The organism is Treponema maltophilum ATCC 51939 (genome assembly GCF_000413055.1).
In the GTDB taxonomy this organism is placed as follows: domain Bacteria; phylum Spirochaetota; class Spirochaetia; order Treponematales; family Treponemataceae; genus Treponema_C; species Treponema_C maltophilum.
The window spans coordinates 2445567-2467801 of sequence record NZ_KE332518.1; the positions used below are offsets into that span (position 1 = coordinate 2445567).

22 protein-coding genes and 1 pseudogene are annotated in these 22235 nt (G+C 39.1%); 10 read left to right on the top strand and 13 right to left on the bottom strand.

From position 1 onward, the window contains the following. Positions 1 to 31: 31 nt before the first annotated feature. Entirely contained in the window at positions 32 to 520 is a 489-nt protein-coding gene (locus HMPREF9194_RS11270; RefSeq protein ID WP_016526505.1) for a pyridoxamine 5'-phosphate oxidase family protein, read from the bottom strand. 46 nt (positions 521 to 566) lie between these two features. Beyond that, positions 567 to 1064 carry a flavodoxin domain-containing protein gene (locus HMPREF9194_RS11275; protein ID WP_040846985.1) on the bottom strand — a complete coding sequence of 166 codons (498 nt, stop codon included), beginning with the start codon at positions 1062 to 1064 and terminating at the stop codon, positions 567 to 569. A 212-nt stretch (positions 1065 to 1276) separates the two neighbouring features. Here HMPREF9194_RS11275 and HMPREF9194_RS11280 point away from each other — a divergent pair, with 212 nt between their 5' ends. Further along, positions 1277 to 2212, top strand: coding sequence for an alpha/beta hydrolase (locus HMPREF9194_RS11280; RefSeq protein WP_016526507.1), 936 nt, complete (start codon positions 1277 to 1279; stop codon positions 2210 to 2212). Positions 2213 to 2231: 19 nt separating this feature from the next. Here the strand turns inward: HMPREF9194_RS11280 and HMPREF9194_RS11285 are convergent, their stop codons facing one another. The 3 genes from HMPREF9194_RS11285 to HMPREF9194_RS11295 all read right to left on the bottom strand — a co-directional run bounded on the left by HMPREF9194_RS11285 (position 2232) and on the right by HMPREF9194_RS11295 (position 4289). Then, positions 2232 to 2831 (bottom strand): hypothetical protein, encoded by a 600-nt coding sequence (locus HMPREF9194_RS11285; RefSeq protein ID WP_016526508.1) that lies wholly within the window; start codon positions 2829 to 2831, stop codon positions 2232 to 2234. 29 nt (positions 2832 to 2860) lie between these two features. Then, entirely contained in the window at positions 2861 to 3718 is an 858-nt protein-coding gene (locus HMPREF9194_RS11290; protein WP_016526509.1) for an SIR2 family NAD-dependent protein deacylase, read from the bottom strand. A gap of 70 nt (positions 3719 to 3788) precedes the next feature. Further along, positions 3789 to 4289 carry a GNAT family N-acetyltransferase gene (locus HMPREF9194_RS11295; RefSeq protein ID WP_016526510.1) on the bottom strand — a complete coding sequence of 167 codons (501 nt, stop codon included), beginning with the start codon at positions 4287 to 4289 and terminating at the stop codon, positions 3789 to 3791. Between the two features lie 148 nt (positions 4290 to 4437). On the opposite strand from HMPREF9194_RS11295, the gene HMPREF9194_RS11300 reads away from it, so the two are divergent. The 5 genes from HMPREF9194_RS11300 (at position 4438) to HMPREF9194_RS11320 (ending at position 10520) form a co-directional block, all read left to right on the top strand. Continuing rightward, the gene (locus HMPREF9194_RS11300; protein ID WP_016526511.1) at positions 4438 to 5046 is read left to right on the top strand and encodes a TetR/AcrR family transcriptional regulator; all 609 of its coding nucleotides are present in this window, start codon (positions 4438 to 4440) and stop codon (positions 5044 to 5046) included. A gap of 128 nt (positions 5047 to 5174) precedes the next feature. After that, a complete protein-coding gene (locus HMPREF9194_RS11305; protein WP_016526512.1) occupies positions 5175 to 6920 on the top strand; it encodes an ABC transporter ATP-binding protein in 1746 nt (581 codons plus the stop codon). Continuing rightward, the gene (locus HMPREF9194_RS11310) at positions 6913 to 8652 is read left to right on the top strand and encodes an ABC transporter ATP-binding protein (protein WP_016526513.1); all 1740 of its coding nucleotides are present in this window, start codon (positions 6913 to 6915) and stop codon (positions 8650 to 8652) included. The genes HMPREF9194_RS11305 and HMPREF9194_RS11310 overlap by 8 nt, the downstream gene beginning before the upstream one ends. Before the next feature lie 169 nt (positions 8653 to 8821). After that, the gene (locus HMPREF9194_RS11315; RefSeq protein WP_016526514.1) at positions 8822 to 9454 is read left to right on the top strand and encodes an RpiB/LacA/LacB family sugar-phosphate isomerase; all 633 of its coding nucleotides are present in this window, start codon (positions 8822 to 8824) and stop codon (positions 9452 to 9454) included. Between the two features lie 301 nt (positions 9455 to 9755). After that, on the top strand, positions 9756 to 10520 hold the full coding sequence (locus HMPREF9194_RS11320) for a class I SAM-dependent methyltransferase (RefSeq protein WP_016526515.1): 765 nt from the start codon (positions 9756 to 9758) through the stop codon (positions 10518 to 10520). 2 nt (positions 10521 to 10522) lie between these two features. Here the strand turns inward: HMPREF9194_RS11320 and HMPREF9194_RS12185 are convergent, their stop codons facing one another. Then, on the bottom strand, positions 10523 to 10690 hold the full coding sequence (locus HMPREF9194_RS12185) for a hypothetical protein (protein ID WP_016526516.1): 168 nt from the start codon (positions 10688 to 10690) through the stop codon (positions 10523 to 10525). 65 nt (positions 10691 to 10755) lie between these two features. Continuing rightward, a pseudogene (locus HMPREF9194_RS11325) lies at positions 10756 to 11532 on the bottom strand (carboxylesterase family protein); the annotation flags it as partial. Positions 11533 to 11718: 186 nt separating this feature from the next. Between HMPREF9194_RS11325 and HMPREF9194_RS11330 the strand changes: the two are divergent. Both HMPREF9194_RS11330 and HMPREF9194_RS11335 read left to right on the top strand, forming a co-directional pair. Continuing rightward, positions 11719 to 12135 carry a YbgA family protein gene (locus tag HMPREF9194_RS11330; protein WP_016526518.1) on the top strand — a complete coding sequence of 139 codons (417 nt, stop codon included), beginning with the start codon at positions 11719 to 11721 and terminating at the stop codon, positions 12133 to 12135. Beyond that, the gene (locus tag HMPREF9194_RS11335; RefSeq protein WP_245540759.1) at positions 12128 to 12472 is read left to right on the top strand and encodes a TIGR02328 family protein; all 345 of its coding nucleotides are present in this window, start codon (positions 12128 to 12130) and stop codon (positions 12470 to 12472) included. The genes HMPREF9194_RS11330 and HMPREF9194_RS11335 overlap by 8 nt, the downstream gene beginning before the upstream one ends. A gap of 92 nt (positions 12473 to 12564) precedes the next feature. Here the strand turns inward: HMPREF9194_RS11335 and HMPREF9194_RS11340 are convergent, their stop codons facing one another. Further along, complete coding sequence (locus HMPREF9194_RS11340) at positions 12565 to 13167, bottom strand: alpha/beta hydrolase (RefSeq protein WP_016526520.1); 603 nt, start codon at positions 13165 to 13167, stop codon at positions 12565 to 12567. Positions 13168 to 13261: 94 nt separating this feature from the next. Here HMPREF9194_RS11340 and HMPREF9194_RS11345 point away from each other — a divergent pair, with 94 nt between their 5' ends. Together HMPREF9194_RS11345 and HMPREF9194_RS11350 are read left to right on the top strand one after the other, a co-directional pair. After that, positions 13262 to 13699: a GNAT family N-acetyltransferase gene (locus HMPREF9194_RS11345; RefSeq protein ID WP_016526521.1), complete on the top strand. Its 438-nt coding sequence runs from the start codon at positions 13262 to 13264 to the stop codon at positions 13697 to 13699. Between the two features lie 60 nt (positions 13700 to 13759). Beyond that, on the top strand, positions 13760 to 14449 hold the full coding sequence (locus tag HMPREF9194_RS11350) for a flavodoxin family protein (protein WP_016526522.1): 690 nt from the start codon (positions 13760 to 13762) through the stop codon (positions 14447 to 14449). Between the two features lie 119 nt (positions 14450 to 14568). On the opposite strand, the gene HMPREF9194_RS11355 is transcribed toward HMPREF9194_RS11350, so the two are convergent. The 5 genes from HMPREF9194_RS11355 to HMPREF9194_RS11375 all read right to left on the bottom strand — a co-directional run bounded on the left by HMPREF9194_RS11355 (position 14569) and on the right by HMPREF9194_RS11375 (position 22222). After that, positions 14569 to 14709 carry a hypothetical protein gene (locus HMPREF9194_RS11355; protein ID WP_245540748.1) on the bottom strand — a complete coding sequence of 47 codons (141 nt, stop codon included), beginning with the start codon at positions 14707 to 14709 and terminating at the stop codon, positions 14569 to 14571. Between the two features lie 122 nt (positions 14710 to 14831). Continuing rightward, entirely contained in the window at positions 14832 to 16622 is a 1791-nt protein-coding gene (locus tag HMPREF9194_RS11360; protein ID WP_016526524.1) for a type I restriction-modification system subunit M, read from the bottom strand. Beyond that, on the bottom strand, positions 16622 to 17935 hold the full coding sequence (locus tag HMPREF9194_RS11365) for an AAA family ATPase (protein ID WP_016526525.1): 1314 nt from the start codon (positions 17933 to 17935) through the stop codon (positions 16622 to 16624). Before HMPREF9194_RS11365 ends, HMPREF9194_RS11360 begins: the two co-directional genes overlap by 1 nt. Then, positions 17932 to 19203, bottom strand: a complete 1272-nt coding sequence (locus tag HMPREF9194_RS12190) for a restriction endonuclease subunit S (protein ID WP_016526526.1) — start codon at positions 19201 to 19203, stop codon at positions 17932 to 17934. The genes HMPREF9194_RS11365 and HMPREF9194_RS12190 overlap by 4 nt, the downstream gene beginning before the upstream one ends. Further along, the gene (locus HMPREF9194_RS11375) at positions 19196 to 22222 is read right to left on the bottom strand and encodes a type I restriction endonuclease subunit R (RefSeq protein WP_016526527.1); all 3027 of its coding nucleotides are present in this window, start codon (positions 22220 to 22222) and stop codon (positions 19196 to 19198) included. The genes HMPREF9194_RS12190 and HMPREF9194_RS11375 overlap by 8 nt, the downstream gene beginning before the upstream one ends. Positions 22223 to 22235 lie beyond the last annotated feature (13 nt).

Here is a 22235-nt window from a genome sequence, read left to right on the forward strand (position 1 = left end):
AACCGCCCGAACGAGCCGGGTGCGGCCGCGTTTAATGTTTGTGCGCTTCGAGCCGGCGGCTTTTTGCCGTTACGCGCGGAACCTCGATTTTTAAAACGGTTACCGCGGCGGCCATTTGCGCCGATACGGTAAAATCCCTGTCCGTTTGCGTTTTCATAATACATTCAAGACCGAAAATCTTTTCATCGCCGTTTTCGACGATTTGTGCCGTTCCTTCTCCCATAACGCTTGCGTAGGCCGAACCGTATTTGCACGGGATTTCTCCGCCCGAAATCGGCGCGATGTCCGTGTCGATTTCAATAAAAACCTGCGGATTCTTTTTTATAAAATCGAGCTTTCGGCCTTCGTTTGCGCAATGAAGATACAGCGTCAATATTCCGTCGTTGAACAGCGCGCCGTAGTGAAGCGGCACCACGTAAGGGCGGCCTCCGTCGGCCATGCCGACATGTACGATCTTCGCTTTTTCTACAATGCGCGCAATCTGTGCAGGATCCGTAACTTCCCGATCTGTTCTTCTCATAAAAGATTCTTCCCGGCGTTTACTATAACGGAACGCGGAATTTTTGTTAAGAGGCGGAAAAAGCGGATTTTACGTCTTTTACCCATGCGTCGATTTTTTCCACAGACTTGGCGTCGCCCTTGTCCAAACAAAGCCCGAGCATTTTTTGTCCTTTTTGCATGCGCGAAAACGTAAAATTATAGCCGCTTGCGTTCACGCTGCCTACAAAGCGGGCGCCGGAAAACCGGAGTTTGTCGAAAAAGTCCGCTGCGCCGGAACAAAAGCTGTCGGGGTGGCGTTCCTGACTGCCGACTCCGACGACGGCAACGATTTTTTTTGAAAAATCGACGGTATGCAAAAGTTTTACCTTACTTCCCCAATCTTCCGCCAAAGAGCCGAAAAAGTAATTCGACGACATCAAAATCACATTCCGATAGTCCGCAATCACGTCGACGTCCGTTTCTTTCATATTGTGCACGTCGGCGCCCAGTTTTTCCGCAATTTGCTTTGCAAAAGCTTCCGTCGTGCCGCTCTTGCTTGCGTAAAAAATACCCGTTTTATTCATAAGGTTACAACCCCATAATACAATAAAATTTACCATTTTACAAACGGCATGCATATATACTACAACAGCTTTTGCATAAAAGCAATAAAGAATTATGTGCTTGATCGCGTTTCGCTAAAAATGCCGTAAAATTATTGAATGAAAAACCGCAGTGCGGTACAATATGTTAGACGACAATAATTAACGGCGAAGTCCGCCAAGGAGTTTTCGATATGGCAAGCATTCGATATACGCTTACGAAATTTTTATTTAAAAGCCTTGTGCGCCCGATGATGAAAAAGGCCGCCTCCGATCCTGAAAAATTTCTTAAAGAACAGTATAAGGCACAGCAAAAAAAGAAATTACCGCTTTCGGATCTTCACAAAAAATACGACTTCGATGAAAAAACGGCAGGCGAAATTCCGTATTATGCCGTACACAGCCGGCATAAAAAAAGCGGCGGTGCGGGTGCGCAAAAAAAGCTCGTGCTGTACTTTTTCGGCGGCGGCTTTGTGATGTCCGGCGATGCGGGCGATTTCGATTTTGCACAGGATATGGCCGATCAAACGGGAGCCGATGTGTGGATCGTGTGGTATAAACTTTTTCCTAAAACGACGGGAAAAGAACTTATCGAATCGATTATCGACGTTTATAAAGAAGCGCTCGGCTTATACGATGCGAAAGACATCGCCTTTTTCGGTCTGTCGTCCGGCGGCTCTTTGTGCCTTGACATTTGTACATACATTACCGAACAAAAACTCGGCCTTCCGCTTCCGGGCAAACTCATTCCGTTTTCGGCTACGATCCAAATGCCCCCGACAACCGCACAGCTTGACAATATGAAGCGCATCGCAAAAAAAGATGCGATGTTTACCGCAGAATACGTCGAAGCCGCATCAAAGATGATGTCGCTGTGCGGCGCGCTCGGTTTTTTGGGGAATTCCGTTTCATACAGCTGGAAAGGTTTTCCGCGCATCGCGGCCTTTTACGGAACGGACGAAATCTATTATGCCGAACTCGATGCCTTTAAGCAAAAATGTGAAGCGGACGGCGTTGCGCTTGAAATTCATATCGGAAAAGGCATGATGCACACGTGGGCTGCCGCCGGCTGGCTTCCGGAAGCGAAAGAAACGCGCAAAATTATTTACGCGTATATAAAAGAAAACTGAAATTTTTACCGCAGAAATTTTAAGGATATTCCACGCCATATTCGCGCGCAACTTTTTTGTACGCATACAACATATACGCGCCGTAAATCATCGTCGCTACTGCTCCTCCGATTCCCGCCACGGCATACACTTCAAGCCATGTCATTGTTGTCGTAAACGCTAAATACGAGGCCGCCAGCGAAAAGACAATCGGAACAGGCGCGATAAGATAGTCGATTTTTCTGTTCATGATTTTTCCGAGCGGAATAAAGTGCAAGCCGATAATAAGGGTTACGGCGGGAAAAATCAATTTTACAAGATGAACGGCCGAAAGTGTCACGGCAAAAACCGTAATCGCCGAATAGGTAATCGCGCTTACGATACTCATGTTTTTGAGAATCTTTTTTCCCGCATCGGACGGCACCGCTTTAAAACGCTTTGCGTGTTTGATATTTTTTATGCTTGCAAAAACGATGGTTCCGCCGTATGCGACGGTCAGCGCAAATAAAACCCTGCCGAGAGTGCCCCATGCGAAACAAAACCAAACGGAATAGAACAAAGTGAAAACCGCCATCATAATTCCGTAGGGCGCAATGTTTTGCGCAATCTCGCCGAATTCCTGCTTTGTGTCGTTATCCATATTTCCCTCCGAACCTCACAGTATCACAATCACCGCATCTTTTCCAGTGCGTTCAGCACGTTTGCAATATCTCCGTCTATGCATATCGAGCGCTCGCGGATTTCGTCGGGACAGAGCGCTTCGCCGTAATTGATGCACGCGTAAAGCGAACGCGGGTTGTCGGCGCACATGCGCCAAAACGGATATTTGATAATGCCGGGCGTATTCAAGCCGACGCCCAATTCCAAAAAGAGAATGTTTTCGTTTTTATGCGCCGCGATAAAGTTGCCGTAGCGTTCGGAAGCTCGATGCCAACCTTCGTCTTCCACGAATGTTGAATCGCTTCGAAGGTTCATCGACATCGGTTTTCCGCAGCGCGGACAGTACGGAATCAAATCGGACGGAATGCGCATGTCTTTTTGCGTTTCGACCATTTTGCGGACGGCCTCTTCGTTGTCGTAGGTTTTGTCGTGGCAGGGAACGGAACACTGCCATAAGCCGTAATCGCCCTGTGTGTAAAAGAGCCGCGTTTTATCAAAGTCCGCTTTTTGAAAGCAGTGATCGACGTTCGTCGTCAGCACAAAATAATTCTTGCCGGCCGTCAGCTTATGCAGATTTTCGTAGACCGGTTTCGGCGCATCGGTATAGCGGTTTATCATAATGTAGCGGCTCCAATACGCCCAAAATTCTTCGAGCGTTTTAAACGGATAAAAACTGCCCGTATACATATCGGTAAAGCCGTACTTTGCGCGGAAATCCGAAAAATATTTTTCAAAGCGCTCGCCCGAATAAGTGAAGCCTGCGGAAGTTGAAAGTCCCGCGCCGGCTCCGATGAGCACCGTATCCGCTTTCGAAAGCGCGTTGTTCAGCCGCTCAAGAAGCGGCAAGAAATCGTTTGTAAATTCCATAATCTTTTCCTGAATCTTTTCTATAAAAATTTAACGAGCCGGTATGCTGTTTTTTCACCTTTTCTTTTTTTCATTTTGCCGTACCTATGTCTTTATACATATATACTATTCCGATGTTCCTGCCGAATTTCCGCCAACAGTTCTTCAATCTTCCGTATTCAATAAACCCCTGCTTCTTATGAAATGCAATACTTTTTTCATTTTCATCGGATATATCAACGACAAGCTTTTTCATTCCGTGCAGTTTTGCGTCATTTTCCAGCAATGATACGATTTCCCGTCCCACGCCTTTTCCGGTCATTTCCGGTTTAATAAAATACATGCAATCGCCAAGTTCGTTAAATGTTCGGATGTTTTTATATTTTTCCAGCATGCAAAATCCGATAACATCGTTTGAATTATTCATTACCGCGTATGCACTTACAGTATTTTCATCAACGAGGGCATTAAAAAAATCGTAGTCAACCTTTTCGGATCGATATGCGGCAGTCGTATGTTCGATATAATAATTGAAAATATCGATCGTTTCTTTTTTATATTTTGCAGTCAGCCTGTTAAAATAAATATTCATCAGAACCACTCCGTACTTCTTATACAAAAATAGCACAAAAATCTAGTGTTTTCTATACTCATATCAGACTTCGACCGTCTTGACAGCCAAACGTTTTGGTTGTATGTTTATATGTGTTAGCTAACGGTGTATACAAAAAAAGGAATCTATGCCGAGGGACAAAACCGCCAATCATATAAAAATTATAGCCGCAGCAAAAGCCGAATTTATGGAGAAGGGCTTTGATAAGTCCTCCATGCGAAGTATCAGCAAACGCTGCGGTATGACGGCTGCGGGAATATATCGGCATTGTGTGGATAAAGCAGATCTCTTTGATCAAATTGTTGCTCCTGCGGTGGATCGCATAAACGCTTGGCTGGATGCACATATTGCGCGCTATGTGGATACGATGAATCAGAAGGAACACATTCAGTGGCGCGATTCCGAAATAGACATGATGCGTGAGATTATCTATCCGAACATAGAAGAATATCATCTATTGCTGGCAAAATCGCAGGGAAGCAAATACGAGCATTTCCTCCACGATCTTACAGAGGGGCAGCAAGCGCAGCTTTTAAAATATCTGCCGATGTTGAAAGCGCAAGGATACGCCGTGAAAGACATAGATTCAAAGGAACTGCATCTTCTGCTTTCGGCATATACGACCGCTCTTTTTGAACCGGTTATACATAATTACAGTTTGGAAGAAGCATTACATTGTCTGAAAGCGGTAGAGGCATTCTTTGTTCCGGGCTGGAAGCAGTTGTTCGGGTTTTAATACCTTGCATAATTGAATTAGGATAAAGTCTTACCGCCTGTCTTTGTTTATAAGAAGAGGCGATGAGGTTAAGTTAATGTTAGTTAATATTAACTATTGTTTGTTAGCTAACAAAAGGAAGTTTGCTTATGAAGGAAAAAGAAAAAAGTCCTTCGCCTATAGCGTGGGCGTTGGGACAAACAGGGGAACACAAAGATCAATATGTTCTGAGTGTTATCCTCGCAGTTATCGGCGTGGCCTTTTCCATCGCACCGTATTTTGTTGTTGTCGGCATCGTACATGGTTTGATGGGCGGAAACAAAGACCTGTCATATTATATGATACGTTGTCTGATTATTGCAGCGTTTTGGTTTTGCCGTGTACTGTTTCATGCGCTCAGTACATCGACAAGTCATAGAGCAACGTTTGCCGTGCTCGGGGAAATCCGAAAACGCTGCACGGAAAAACTGACAAGAATGCCGCTGGGTGCGGTGTTGGAGCAAAGTTCCGGGGCGCTCAAAAATACGCTCATCGAACGTATTGACAGCATTGAAACAACACTGGCGCATATCGTTCCGGAGTTCACCGCAAATTTACTGATCCCCATTATTATTTTGATCTATATTTTTACTATTGATTGGCGTATGGGGCTGGCTTCTCTTGCAACGATACCGGTTGGCTTTTTCTGTTACGGTCTTATGATGAAGGGCAGTCCTCAATTTTATCAACGCACGGTTACAGCCACAAAAGCGCTCAATGATACGGCGGTTGAATATATCGGCGGTATTCAAGTCATCAAGGTTTTCGGAAATACAAAAAGTTCCTACGACCGCTTCGTGCATGACGCGTATGAAGCCGCTCACAGCTATATCGATTGGATGCGCTCCTGTATTCTCACCTTTACATTCGCCACGGTAATCATGCCCGCCACAATGGTTTCCGTGCTCCCTATCGGCGGTCTTTTGGTGAAAAGCGGATCTCTTCCGCCGCAGAATCTGGTAACAATTATTATTCTCTCTGTCGGCATCATCACGCCGCTTATAACCTTGATGAGTTATTCGGACGACTTTCGAACGATGGGAACCATCTTCGGTGAAGTTCAAAGTATTTTGTACGCGCCGGAAATGGAGCGCCCTGTAGACGGAGCTATTCCAAAGGAAAACACGTTGAAGCTGCAGGATGTTCATTTTTCGTATAAGGAAAAGGAAGTGCTTCATGGCATTTCAATGGAAATCCCGGAGGGCAGCTTTATTGCGCTGGTCGGTCCTTCCGGCAGCGGAAAGAGTACCATTGCGCGCCTCATCGCTTCGCTTTGGGATGTGAGCAGCGGCTCAATTTTGCTGGGGGATACGGACATTCGCGAAATTCCGCAAGAGGCCTATTCGGATAAGATCGCCTTTGTCTCGCAGGACAATTATCTATTCAACATGACGGTCAGGGAAAATATCCGCATCGGGCGGGCGGATGCAACGGATGCGGAAGTTGAGGAAGCGGCAAAACACAGCGGTTGTCATGAATTTATTTTGGAGCTGGAGAATGGTTACGATACCGTGGTAGGCACTTCCGGCGGGCATCTTTCCGGCGGCGAGCGGCAGCGTATTTCCATTGCCAGAGCAATGCTGAAAGCGGCACCTATTATCATTTTGGATGAGGCAACCGCATACACCGACCCGGAGAACGAGGCGGTTATTCAGCGCTCTATCTCTAAGCTGACGGAGGGTAAGACGCTCATCGTGATTGCGCACCGGCTTTCTACGATTACCGCTGCCGATTGTATTTATGTCATTAAAGACGGCACCGTTGCAGACAGCGGAACCCATGATGAGCTTTTGTCTCATCACGGCTTATATGAAACGATGTGGAATGCACATATGGAGGTGAAAGATCATGCTTAAAGTTATTAGAAAGTTTTTTGCGTTCTGCGGTGAAGAAAACCGCCGGAAATTCATCACTTCCATTCGGCTCAATGTTATTCAGGCTCTGTTTGAGGCGCTAAAGATTCCGGCGATTGCGGTGATGATTCGGGCGCTGATGAACGGAACGGTAGACACAAAAGATATCCTGCTCTCGTTAGGGATTATGCTGATCAGCATTGCCGGATCGGGATTACTAAAATCAAAGGCTGTTATGTTACAGACCGAAGGGGGCTATGACACTTGTGCGAAAAAACGGGTGGAGATTGCGGAGCACATGCGGTATCTTCCTATGGGATACTTTAACGCCAACAGCCTCGGGCAGATTACATCTATTACAACTAACATAATGGAAAGTCTTGAAAATATTGCGACTCGTGTGGTAATGCTTGTCTGCGACGGCTTGCTTACAACCTCGCTTATTGTCATCATGCTGTTTTTCTTCGACTGGAGAATCGCCTGTGTGCTGCTCTGCGGTTTTTCGCTGTTTCTTTTTGCAAACAGCCGTCTCCGAATTGCTTCCGAAAAGGTGTCGGGAAAAAAGATACGCGCAGATGAAAGGCTGGTAGAAAAGGTTCTGGAATACTTGCAGGGTATGACCGAGGTTAAGGCTTACCGGTTGACGGGAGTTAAGAGCAAGGAATTAAATGAGGCAATCTCGGAAAACAGTAAGATCAATACCGACATGGAAACGACACTGGTGCCCCGCATAGCATTGCAGAGTTTTATTGCCAAGCTTACCGGTGTGGCAATGGTAGCTTTTTCATGCGCATTTTATTGTGCCGGAAGCATGGACGCGCTGAATGCTGTTGTCATGGTAATCTCCGCATTTATCATCTATACCAGTCTGGAAACGGCAGGACAATATTCGTCACTGCTGCGCGTGGTTGATATGAGTGTTGACCGGGCGCAGGAAATTCTGAACACGCCGCAGATGGATATATCCGGAGAAAATATTACACCGGCAGTGCGTGATATTACTGCGCAGGATATCGCGTTTTCTTATGAGAAGCGAAAGATCATTGACGGCATTTCATTGAAGATTCCGGAAAAGACCACGACGGCGATTGTCGGCCCTTCCGGCGGAGGCAAAACCACCTTGGTAAATCTGCTTGCACGGTTCTGGGATGTAGACGGAGGAACCGTTATGCTGGGCGGCCGGAATGTGAAGGATTACGATATGGATTCCTTGATGGCGAATTTCAGCTTTGTGTTCCAATCGGTTTATTTATTCCACGACACCATCGCCAACAATATCCGCTTTGGTCAGCCCGGCGCTCCGATGGAGGATGTGATTGCTGCGGCGAAAAAAGCCTGCTGCCATGACTTTATCTCAAGCCTTCCCCACGGATACGACACAGTAGTCGGTGAAGGCGGCGCAAGTCTTTCCGGCGGAGAAAAGCAGCGCATCTCCATTGCCCGCGCCATGATGAAAAATGCACCGGTCATCTTTTTGGATGAGGCAACCGCCAACGTCGATCCCGAAAACGAAAACGAGCTGATGCACGCTATCCAAGCGCTCACCGCCGAAAAGACCGTCATCATGATTGCCCATCGGCTGAAAACCGTAGAGAGAGCCGATCAGATTATCGTCGTAGACCGCGGCAAGATTGTGCAGCAGGGCACCCATACCCAACTGATGGATCAGAACGGCATATACCGCAACTTTATCGGCGAGAGGCGCGAAGCTGCAAGCTGGAAGGTAAAAAAATAATTGTATGGAGATTCCCCTCACTGCGTTCGGGTGGGGGAAAAATCTGACAGTGGAAAAAAGCCTTAAAAATAGTATAATATTACAAACATCGAGTAAAACAAATTAGAATTTTACAATGTATTTTTGTATTTCATAGTAATGAAAAAACTGCAATATAAGAGAGGTAAAAATGAAGATAGGAATCATTCAAGGAACAACACAAGTTGATAAGAATGAAATATTATATAGAATAACAAATAAAGTAGTGTCATCAAAGAATTATGAAGTTATAAATTTTGGGGTTTATCCGAGAGAAATAAATTCATATTCGTATACAGAAATTGCGGTCTTAACTGCCTTACTCATCAATAGTAAGGTGGTCGATTTTGTGATAACTGGATGTTCTTCAGGGCAAGGAATGAATTTGGCATGCAATACATTGCCAGGGTTATTGTCAGGGTTTATTCAGAATCCACAAGACGCCTACCTATTTGGAAGAATTAACGATGGTAATGTAGCAAGTTTATCTTTGGGATTGGGTTTTGGTTGGTTAGGGGAACTCAATCTTGAATATACTTTAGAAAAATTGTTTGATGGAGACTTTGGAATCGGATTTCCTCCAGAGATTGCAGAACGAAAGATTAAAGAAACCAGTCGTGTTAAAAAATTTAATGAAATAAGTAAGGTATCTTTGATTGAGTTTATGGAGCAGTTGGAACAAGAGTTTATGGCTAAAATATTGTCTAAAAAAGATGTTATTGATTATATACTTAATCATTCAAGAGAGGAAAAACTAATAAAATACATTTCAAGTAAGATTTGATATGATTTCAAGATATATGATTAAAATTTTAAGCTTTGATATAAACAATCATATTTCCCAAATGATATCTACAAATTCCAGTTTATCGGCCATTTCTTCACCGTCAGACCAAACACTTCGCATTTGCCGCACTTCGTGCTCTTTGTCTGCTGGCGAAGCGCCGCGAAATGAATATGTCCGCTTGGCGGTCGTTCATTTATGCTTGCGCGCTTCAAATTAGAATTTGTAGAGGTGAGAAAAATGTAATGGCAACATATTCAACTTAAATCGAAATAATATAAAATTACGAGGAGATTATAAGATGAACAATTATATAAAATTAAATGAAGATAGATGGAATAATGTAAAAAATGACTATACTGAGCCATTGACACATGAAGAATTAGAAGAAGTTAGAAATAATCCGATTTCTGTTGCATTAACTGTTGGGAAAAAAGTTCCGAAAGAATGGTTTGAAAAAGCAAACGGAAAAAAGATATTAGGTTTAGCTTGTGGTGGTGGACAGCAGGGACCGGTTTTTGCTATAAAAGGTTATGATGTAACCATAATGGATTTTTCTAAATCACAATTACAAAGAGATGATATGGTTGCTAAAAGAGAAGGCTTAAAAATCAACACAATTCAAGGCGATATGACAAAACCATTTCCATTTGAAAATGAAACTTTTGATATTATTTTTAATCCGGTTTCAAATGTATATATAGAAGATTTAGAAAACATGTATAAAGAAGCCTCTCGAGTATTGAAAAAGGGTGGACTGTTAATGGTCGGATTTATGAATCCTTGGATATACATGTATGATGCTGACATTGTATGGGACAAACCCGATGAGGAATTACTTTTAAAGTTTTCAATCCCTTTTAATTCAAAAGAGCTTGAAGAGGAAGGCAAGATAACCATAAATCCAGAATATGGATATGAATTTAGCCATACCTTAGAAACTCAGATTAGAGGACAACTTAAAAATGGTCTCGCTATGATAGATTTTTATGAATCGTGTGACAAAAGACATAGATTATCACGTTATGGAAATGACTATATAGCTACACTTTGCATTAAACTATAATGTTATAGTAATACAATTCCTGCGAAGAGCATCGGAATAAATAATATCCCCATCAACAACCATGCTTTCCAATAATGAAAAGTTCCTGCAGGCAAAAACAATAAAATTCCTATGGCCACCACGCCGAGAGAAAACTTTAACAGTGCTTTAAAGCACAAATCTTTTTCCATACAACCTCTTTTATATTCCCCTTCGCTCAGTTCTTTATGAGCTGTATAATTTTTTCACAATGCCTTTCTGTAATTTTTCCGGTCTTATTAAAAAGCGGACGCCCTTCTATCTTGCCGAACTTAATAAACTGTATCCAATCCTTTTGAATTGCAATAACGGCAGCCTTATTTTCATCGGTAATGTGTATATTCATGTTATCTATGGTGCCGAAGAAAAATGCAAGTTCCGCCCCATGATATGAGCCGCGAAGTCCATTATATAGATTAGGAATATAATTCATTCTATATCCGTATACGGGAGATTTTTCTCCGATTTTTTCCATGAGGAACAGTGCACTTGAGTGAAATACAAGCAACTCCATGATTTGAATTTGTAAGTCTACGATTCCGTTCGCTTCCGGTTTTAGTTCGGATTCAAGAGAATCTGCAAATTCTCCGTATTTTTTCAACAGAAATTCTTTTAAATGTTCTTTGTTCTTTGTAATTCCAAGGGCTTTGTAGTACATCGGTAATTCAATCATGGAAAATTCATCTTTATTTGACCCTATCAGTACCGGCATACAAGGGAATGATCCTCGTTCCAACAGATTCATCGGGTGCTCTGTAAAAAACTTACCGTCAATGATATCATTCGGGACATTTCCCGCACAAAGCATGAGTTTATGAAACAGATTATTACTCAGCGGATTTAAATAATGATACAGGGCTGCGACTGCGCATCCGCTTTCAAAAACAGGCATATAGCCGAAGTTTCCTATTCGATAAGTAATTGTAACCGCTACAATACCTTGCTCGGCAATATGCGCCATTGTGTATATCGGAACCGTTCCCGATCCTTCTCCTTTAAGATACATTTTCTATCAGTGGGCAGATCAACGTCGGATTGCCTATATTCTCAATACTTATATTTTTTTGTATAATTGCAGAGTGTCAATTAAAAGAGATTTTTTCAGGGGATTCCGAATAAGTGATAGGGCATCTCGAAAAATTGACCTTGGGCGAATTTGTTCGAGATTTAAAGAAACGGTATGAGAGAATCAAATCAATTAAAAGAATGTCAGAAACTTTGGGCAGCACATAAGTATCTCGTTCTCAGCAAGTCCGGCACTATTTATAACGAGATTCGCGAATATTTAAAGCGGGAGAATGCACAAGTGCGGCATGTGTTGACTCTCATTGATCAGGCGCGCACTTTACCGGAGAATCGAGGACAAGTCTGCAACGCGTTTCAGCATATCTGGGGATATTTTAAGAAGCAGGCTGCTCGGGATGAAAAGGCGGAGTTTATGTATTGTTTGGAGCAATATCGCAGCGGTCAGGCGGAACAGGAAATTTTGTTGGGCGCTGTTCGCAAGCTCTTTGCAGTCTACCCTAACAACTATTTGCAGCAATCGCATCTATTATTCGGAGAACAAGATGAGACTGTGGCATCAAGATATGATTAACAAACTCCCGCGTCAACAGCTGTTGGGACAACATAGGGAGTGTTGTGCCTTGCGCGGAAACGGCTGGGGCAGGCCGCACGCAACGGTCAACTATGTGTTTAACTATTCACCGTATTTGCTCTATCGGTACCACCGACTCATTATGGCAGAGATGAATCGGCGAGGCTACAGGGTCAGTCCCGAGTGGTTGGACAAAGACTATCGCGGCAAAAGATGTCCGGCATATAACAATTTAGCGGTCATTGAAGTACCTAATCCCATATATACCGAACATGATGATTGCTATTATCGCGAGTGTCTCAAGAATTTGGAAACCAAGGGAATTCATTTGGATTAATATTGTGGGGCTCCATTATAAAAAGAAAGTCTTTGTTCATGGCTTTTTTTTCTCCGGAGGTTTCCCTCACTTCGTTTCTGTACGGAAATCCATCAAAGAAATCTTCTAAACCAAGTATCCAAAAAATTCATTTGTTCTTCAGTATGAAACCAATGTTCTCCCTCATCAAAAACCGTTAAGTCCGCATGTATTTTATTCGCAAAATTCGTCATTGTCTCTAAAGAAGTCATATCGTCTTTTTTACCGTAAAGAATGCCGGTAGGAATGTTCCATGCTATAGGATTTTTTCTGGCAAAAGAAAGATATTTCCACGATAAGGATTCGCCGAACTGAATGTTGATGACTTTTTTTAGTCTAAGCTCTTCTTCGGATATCTTTGCCCGTTTCATCATGTGTAAAATGATATTTTCCATATCGACAATGGGGGAAACAAACAGTGCTTTTTTGATCGGTTTTTCCGATAAGGATAACATAGAAAAATATGCCCCTATACTGTTTGCAATTAATAAAATTTCATTATAATTTGGAATAATGGAATCAAAATAGTTTTGAAATTCTTCATCGGCCTGCCAAGGTAATTCCGATTTATAATTAAAACCTAAAAGCTCATAATCATCATTAAAAAACTTTTTATAGTAAAGCGCTTCGTCGGCAGAACCGCCTTTTCCGTGTATATATACAACCGCATTTTTCATATAAAACTCCGCCGCATTCTAAACGAAATATGGATAGTGTTCAATACTTGTGGTATAATACGGACAGCTGAAAATCGGCTGCGGGGTTGTGCTTATGGTAAGAGAAGCGGTAAAAGAAGATTTATATGAATTATTGAATCTATATCTGTTTTTACACGAAAAAGATATTCCGGAAAATTCAAGCCGTCTGGAAAACACATGGAAAACAATTATTGAAGATAAAAATCATCATATCATCGTCAATGAAATAGACGGCAAAATACTGTCGTCCTGTGTTTGTGTGATCATTCCGAATTTGACGAGAGATGTGCGCCCGTATGCGTTTATTGAAAATGTCGTTACGAATGAAGAATACCGCGGAAAAGGATACGCAACGGAATGTCTCGATTATGCAAAGGAGATAGCGATTAAAAATAATTGCTATAAGATGATGCTTTTGACGGGTACAAAAAAAGAAAGCACATTGAATTTCTATAAAAATGCAGGGTACAACAGCGAGGACAAAACGGCATTTATACAGTGGCTGGAGTAAGATAAACTGTAATTCGTATAAATCGGTAAAATCGAAATCCGAGGAGATGATTTTTAGACGATGGAAACAGTGATTATACACGGACAAAATCATAAGGGATCAACATATCATATTGCGAACAATCTGGCATTGAAAGTCGGAGGAAACATAAAAGAGTTTTTTTTGCCGAAAGATTTCGGTGAGTTTTGTACCGGTTGTACAAAGTGTTTTTTAGAATCGGAAAAACAATGTCCGCATTTCGACAAACTTAACCCTATTACCGAGACGATAGACAAAGCCGATTTGATTATTCTTGCAAGTCCCGTATATGTAATGCACCCAACGGGTTCCATGAAAGCATTTTTAGATCATTACGGATATCGTTGGATGGTACACCGGCCGGAGGAAACAATGTTTTCTAAGCAGGGTGTGTGTATTTCCTCTGCCGCGGGTGGGGGTATGAAATCTGCAAATAAAGATATGGCAGACAGTTTGTTTTTTTGGGGAGTTGCTGAAATTTACACATACGGCAAAGCTGTTCAGGCTGTAAAATGGCAAGATGTAAGTGAAAAAGATAAAAAATCCATAGATAAAGCATTAAGCTCTCTTGCAAGAAAAATTACCGATAAGTATGGTAAAGCGAAGCCCGGAATAAAAACAAAACTGATGTTCAATATCATGCGCCTCTTGCAAAATAAAGTTCGGAATCGGGCAGATACGGATTATTGGCAGGAAAAGGGATGGCGGGATAAAAACCGTCCGTGGAAATAATGATAAACTTTGGAAATATTCTATAGGGAACCTTTGAAAACCAACCGGATTTTTAGAGATGCCGCATATTAACTTGAAAGTTTAGTTGAGAAATTCAACGATCCACCCTTTTCCCGAATTCAGCTTTCCAATATTCTCCCTATGTGGCGTTTTTCAAAGAACATATCTTTGTTTGTAAAAACGATAATTACAGCGGCAAGTGTAACACAGATTGTTTCGACGCATTTTGTCGTTTGGGTCATCGCAATTTTTTCCTGCATGAAGTTTACAAAAAGGTGAAAAATAATACTTGCAAGCATGCTTCGGTTATTTTTCACATACACCCATGTTGTTAATCAACTTGCCGGCAACACCCGCTTCTACGATGTTATAAACATAAATCCTATGGCAATTGTTCAAGACCAAGCTCTTTCAAGAATACATTATGAGCATTTTTTGCATTTTTGATGTCATCCTCTATTGTCCTCAATTCTTTTGCCACTTCTTCAATATCAATTATTTTTTCTTCAGGAGCTGTGCTTACATATCGGGAAATATTTAAGTTGTATCCATTCTTCTCAATTTCTTCCATAGATACACGACGTGAATACCTCTTGTCATCTTCCCTACGGAATTGGTATACATCAACGATTTTATCTATGTGCTCTGGTAAAAGGACATTTTGTCTTTTCCCTTTTTCGTAATATTCACTTGCATTGATAAATAACACATCATCAGGTTTCTTGCATTTTTTCAATACAAGAATGCAAACCGGTATTCCTGTCGAAAAGAATAAATTAGCCGGCAGTCCGATTACCGCGTCAATATTTCCATCTTTCAGAAGTTTAGCTCTAATCTTCTCTTCTGTACCTCCTCGGAACAATACGCCATGAGGCAAGATAATTGCCATAGTTCCATTTTTGCTCAAAAAATGAAATCCATGTAGCAAAAACGCAAAATCAGCTGCCGACTTTGGTGCAAGTCCATAACCTTTAAAACGAAAATCTTCAGCTAATGTATCATCCGGTTCCCATCGATAACTAAAAGGCGGATTTGCTACTACAGCATCACACTCCAACTTTTTAGCCGGATTCATTTCATTCAGCAACGACCAATCATTTAACAAAGAATCTCCGTGAAAAATTTGAAACTCCGAATCCTTAAAACCATGCAGCAACATATTCATTCGTGCAAGGTTATAGGTCGTTATGTTTTTTTCTTGTCCATATATTTGACTGATGCTATTAGGCTCAAGATGTTTCTTTACATTGATAAGCAGTGAGCCTGATCCACAGGCAAAATCCAACAGGTTATTGATAAATTTTCTCTTTCCCAATTCCGGTTTCTGGCTATCCAATATAACAATTCTGGAGAGAATAGTAGAAATCTGTTGAGGGGTATAGAACTCACCTGCTTTTTTACCGGAACCGGCTGCAAATTGTCCGATTAAATATTCATAGGCACTTCCTAAAAGGTCTATTTCATTTGTAAATTCAGCAAGCTTTTCGGCAATTTTGGTAATTATAGAACACAATATTGCGTTACGTGATAGATAATCTTTTCCCAGTTTATCGGAATCAAGATTAACCTCCGAAAATAATCCATGGAAAGTACTTTCAAATGATTCATTTTCAATAAACTTAAAGCCTCTTTGCAAAGTCTTCAAAAGTTGATTGTTTTGTGTCCGTGATAACTCGTAAATATTGCTCCATAGATAATGCGGCTTAATGACAAAATGAATTTTTTTACGCATTTGTTTTTCAAAAATAGTTACATGATCTAAATTATTAATATACCATACACTTAAAGGCGTTAGTTTTTGACTTTCGAGTAAACTTTCATATTCATCAATGAGAGTTTGTCTTGCTCTTTGGATAAGATTATTGTCTGTCTCATCTTCTTTTATAGGCAACTTACTTATAGGCAATGTATTAAAGTAAGTCGTTATCTTTAATTTTAATTCAGCTATAACTTTATCTATATTCCCATTGCTTTGTACATTTTCAATCTCTTTTTCACAATCCGTATAGTCTTTGCCAAGCTCTTTCTGTACAGAAGTTTCATAGTTATCAGAAAGATACCTTAAGAAAAGAAAGGATAACATATAATCACGGAAGTCATCCGCATTCATAGCACCGCGAAGTTTATTCGCTATGCTCCAAAGTGCATCTCCTAATTGTTGTGTATCATTCATTATTGTTTCTCCTGATTTTGAGTATTCTCAAATAGTTTCTGGTTAAAATTATAGTCTCCCAAAAAATTGTTAAGAATATTTCTAAAATATTGCTTGTTTTCTTCTACCATTTCTTTAGGATCAAATAAAGAATAATTCCCGTGACTTAAAAGGTTGACTATTCTCGTATATATCGGTTCATTTTCTACATCGCCTTTTCTAATACATGAAGAAAAATGAGCATATCCATGAAATGATGCTGTTTTTTCTAATATATTTCTCAGTATATTAAAATGATAAGTATACAATTCGCCTGTGTCAGATGCCCTTTTTAGCTCCTTCAATAATGCGACATGGTGAAAAAACGGCGTTTTAGTAGTATCTTTTAAAATATAAGAGGAATTGTCTGTACTTTTTTGCAAAAACAACTGCTCCGCGCTGTTAATTTCATTACATAAAACATTGAAAAACAATGTATGATGTGATGATACAATAACTTTTACTTCATTTCCTCTCATAAGCGTCGCCAGATGACTGGCTATAGCAATTGCATTATTATCATCCAAGGAAGAAATAGGATCATCTACGTAAATATATTTTACCCAGTCGTATGCTTCTGCTTTGTCTATTACCAATTGAACAATAGCCAAAAAGAAACACCAAATAAAGATATTTTCTTCACCACGAGAAATTTTAATATTGTCGATTCTTTGCATGGTGCCTTCAAACAATTCTTCTCTATAAAAACTGATCGCTGCATTATCATAATTAATATTAAAATTGAAATCAGAGTATCGATGAAGAAACGAACGTATCTTGTTATCCATATCAAGGTCTTTTAATCCATTAAAAAAACGCGAATTCTTATTAAACTTTAACACGCGCTCCGCATCGTTATCTAAATCATTATCCCAATAAAACAAATCTTCTGTAAAAGCATTATAGTAAAGGGTATCAGCCGTTTTTTCTCCGGTCTCCTCATTCAAATGTTGTCCCAAAGACTTAAATTCACCGGAAAGTCTCGTTTTGCCTGTTCCATTATAAGCGAATAAAATAATATATTTCTTCTCATCCAATAGTTTCTTGAAATACTCGGCTATTTCTTTAATAGAACTAATTTTTTTATGTCCGATCCTTTTGAAAATAAAATCAATGTTCACAAGTAATTCTTGCGATACATTTTCTTTTAAAATATAATTCCCGGAAGTTTTATCTTTTTTATAATTTTCTGTGATTATTTTTTTGTAATGTTGAAACTCATCATTACCCATGGTTTTATTTGTTAATTTTTGAAACTCTTCTCTTGTAAAACTTGAGGGAATATTTATGCTCATTTCCATGCCTCCCCAACAGTAGGAAATAATCCCTGCATTAGTGCTTTTTTATGGCATTTTAATGATTCAATTTTACTTGTTTGTTTGCTTATCAAATCATCTATACCGGATAAGAAATTAGCAATTTTTTGTTGTTCTGGTTTTTCTGGTAATTGAACTGTAAATTCGCTTAAAACTTGCTTTGTAATTGTTTTTATTATCCCTCCTGGCGCGCTTTGTTTTTTTATTTCAAATAACTGTTGAATAGTGTGGACTAAAAAAACTTTATCCACATCTCTATAAAACTTTTCAAATAACAGTAATGTTCTATCTATATACGCATCATATTGTGTTATTGCAACACGGCCTATCGATCCTTGCAAGGTTACTATTAAAGTTCCCTTTTCAATAAATACGCTTTGTTGTGAAGCTAATTCACTGATTTTATTTTTTGTAGTCGCTTTTAAACACATATTTTCATCTACATCAAATACTTGAATAAAAGGCATACCATTTAATTCATCATACCATTTTGACAAACCATATGGCTGTGGAAAGCTGCCTCTCCTATAATCCGCAAGCTCTCTCAACTTTATTGTTTCCCAGCCCTCACTATCTTTAAACTCCGGGAACCTCCATTCAGGAACATTTTTTCCTTCGGCTGGGAATAGCTTTTGAATCCAGCCTTTTTTGTAATTATTTAGCAATAACAATTTCTTTTCTTCGGCAGAAATAAGTTCAGCAATAGAAGATAAGCAATCTGCAATTTTTTGTTGTTCAAGTTTTTCTGGTAGTTGAACTGTAAATTCACTCAAAACTTGCTTTGTAATTGTTTTTATTATTCCTCCTGGAGCACTTTGTTTTTTTATTTCAAATAATTGTTGAATACTGTGTGCTAAAAAAACTTTATCAATATCCCTATAAAATTTTTCAAATAATAGCAAGGTTCTGTCTATATATGCATCATATTGTGTTATAGCAACGCGACCTATTGAGCCTTGTAAGGTTACTATTAAAGTCCCTTTTTCAATAAACACACTTTGTTTTGAAGCTAATTTACTAATTTTATTTTTTGTACTTGCTTTTAAACACATATTATCATCTACATCAAATACTTGAATAAAAGGCATACCATTTAATTCATCATACCATTTTGGTAGACCATATGGTTGCGGAAAACTTCCCCTCCTATAATCGGCAATATCTATCAGCTTTATCGTTTTCCAACTCTCTGAAAACTCAGGAAATCTATATCTTGGCAGTATTGCTATATCGTCCTTTTCACTCATAAGCCTTTAACCCCATAATCTCTTTTCCATTTGCCATTTTCTTTAACAACGGAACTAATTCATCCATAAGCTCCAATTCTTTTTGCGTTCTTTCTCTCCAACTAAGATTCAGAGGTTCAAGTAAATCAATCAATTTTTCTCCATCAAAAATCATTCTTTCCATAATTCCATTAACAAAAGTTTTTAGAGCCTGGGATTCAAGTCCGTACTTTTCAGACAGAGAAATAAGTTCCTTAGAGTTTTTTTTAGCTTTAAATTTCCGGTATCCTTCCATTACTTCATTCTCACTCAGCCCTTTATTTTCTTTGGAAGTCTTAATAAATTGATCAAGTTCCTCTATATACTCTTCAATATCTTTCCTTTCATCCATTAGATTAGAAGTTGAGGCAATCAAATCTATCAATTCTTTTTTTGTCATTTTTTCTTTCTTCGGTACATTAGATTGAGTATATTGAGAAATAAGCGCCATAATATAATCGTAGTCAATGATGGCAGATGAAAATAACACAAATTCAAAGTCCAATTGCTCTACTTCCGGAGATACATTGTGAATATCTTTTTCCTGTTCATCTTTTAATCTTCCTGCAATATCTAAATATGCCCCTCTAAATGCTCGAACTGTATCTTCTGGTAATAAAGTCTCAATATCAGCTACTTGTTCCTTTTTTATATCTGTGTATTGATCAAGTTGGGTTTTGAGCCTCTGTATTTGTTTAAACTTATCAATAAACATGGCACGAGCCGTATCACCTTTAAGGTTACTTACTGCTTCAGGCTTGCACTCAAGTCCTTGTGCATTCATAAACTTTCCAAGTTCATCTACTGCTTTTTCCAACTTTTTAATCATAGTAGGAGCCGGATCTACAAGCCAAATTTCTTTAACTTTCTCGCTGTTTTCTTTTCCTGAAAACAGTCTGATCGCTGCATCCACTTCATCTTCATGTCCTCTAAAATCAATAATATTGCCATAAGGTTTTGTAGTATTCAGCACACGATTCGTTCTTGAAAAGGCTTGAATCAATCCATGTTGCTTCAAGTTTTTATCTACATATAAAGTATTTAAATATTTAGAATCAAAGCCTGTCAAAAGCATATCTACAACAATAACAATATCTATTTTGTTTTCATGTGGATAATCCGCATTTGGATATTGTTGGTCTTTTATCCGTTTTTGTACATCTTGATAATACAAATCAAAGTCGTTGATAGTATGATTTGTTTTGTATTTTGAATTATAGTCGTCAATAATTCTCCTTAAGGCTTCTTTTTTCTTGTCTGGCTCTTGTTTATTATCTTCTTTTTCTTGTGCAAGATCCTCTTGTAGTTGTTTTACATCTTTATTGCCTTCAGCCGGAGGCGAAAAAACGCAAGAAATATTCAATGGAATAAAACCTTCATCTAAATCTAAGTATTCTTTCTGTACTTCATTAAATAAATCATAGTACTCTATTGCTTCATTGATACTTGCTGTTGCAAAAATAGCGTTATACCGTCTACTATATGTTGCCGCATCATGCTTGGACAAAATAGCTTCTACAATTTTCCTTTTGCTTATCTTTGTATCTGCTTTTGCTGCAATATGAGTATCATCAGGCTTAAAATAATCAATGTGAAAACGTAAAACATTGCCATCATCAATCGCATTTGTGATAGTGTAAGAATGAAGTTCCTTTTCAAATACATCCTTTGTGGTTTTATAAGAACCAATTGTTCCATCGACTTGTTTATAATTTGAGTTTTCTTCAAAAATTGGTGTGCCGGTAAAACCAAACAATTGTGCTTTGGGGAAGAAAGTCTTTATTGCTTCATGATTATCTCCAAATTGTGAACGATGGCATTCATCAAAAATAATTGCCATACGCTTATCTTGAAGCTTTAGTAGCCTTTCTTTAAAAGTCAATTCGCCTCTTTTTCTTTTTTCTTGATTACGCTTACTATCATCATCAAGTGCAAGTCCAAGTTTTTGAATGGTAGTAACTATCACTTTATCCTTATAATCATCAGATGTGAGACGCTTAACTAAACTTTCTGTATTTGTATTTTCTTCCACACATCCTTCTTGAAACTTATTAAATTCTATACGAGTCTGTCTATCCAAATCTTTTCTATCCACAACAAACAAGCACTTTTCAATATCTGGATTATCTTTCAAAAGTGTTGATGTCTTAAATGATGTAAGAGTTTTGCCACTACCTGTAGTATGCCAAATATATCCATTGCCCCGATTTTGCTCAATACAATCTACAATTGCTTTCACGGCATAGATCTGATATGGTCGCATAATCAACAATTTTTGCTCACTCACTACCAAAACCATATATCTACTGATAAGTTCTCCAATAGTACACTTAGGTAAAAAACAATTCGCAAATTCATATAGATTGGTTATTTTATTATTGTTCTTATCTGCAAATTCATAAATAGGCAAGAATCTTTCATCTGCATTAAATGAAAAATGCTCCTTGCGATTATTGGCAAAATAATAGGTATTAGTTTCATTACTAACAATAAAAAGCTGAATAAAACAAAGTAGAGAATTTGTATATCCATTTCCCGGATCATTTTTATAATTCACTATTTGTTCCATCGCTTTTTTAGGGGTGATTTGTAAAGTTTTTAATTCAATCTGAACTACCGGGATACCATTAATAAGCAAGATAACATCATAGCGATGGTTACTATTTTCTGTGTTAATGCATAGTTGGTTGATTACTTCAAATTCGTTTTTGCACCAGTTTTTGAGATTTACAAGAGTATATTGCAAAGGCGTATCATCATCTCTTTTAAAAGTATTTATTTCTCTGAGCTTTTTTGCATTCTCAAAAACATCTGGATTTATTATACTATCACATAATCTTATAAATTCAGAATCACTTAATTTTACACGGTTCAATCTTTCAAAATGCTTTCTGAAATTTTCTTCTAATGAAAATTGATCTCTAATATCTTCGCGATAAACATATTTTAAATCTATCAATTTTTTGATAAATTCATTCTCTATTTGTCTTTCATGCTTCATACTTATCATCCTT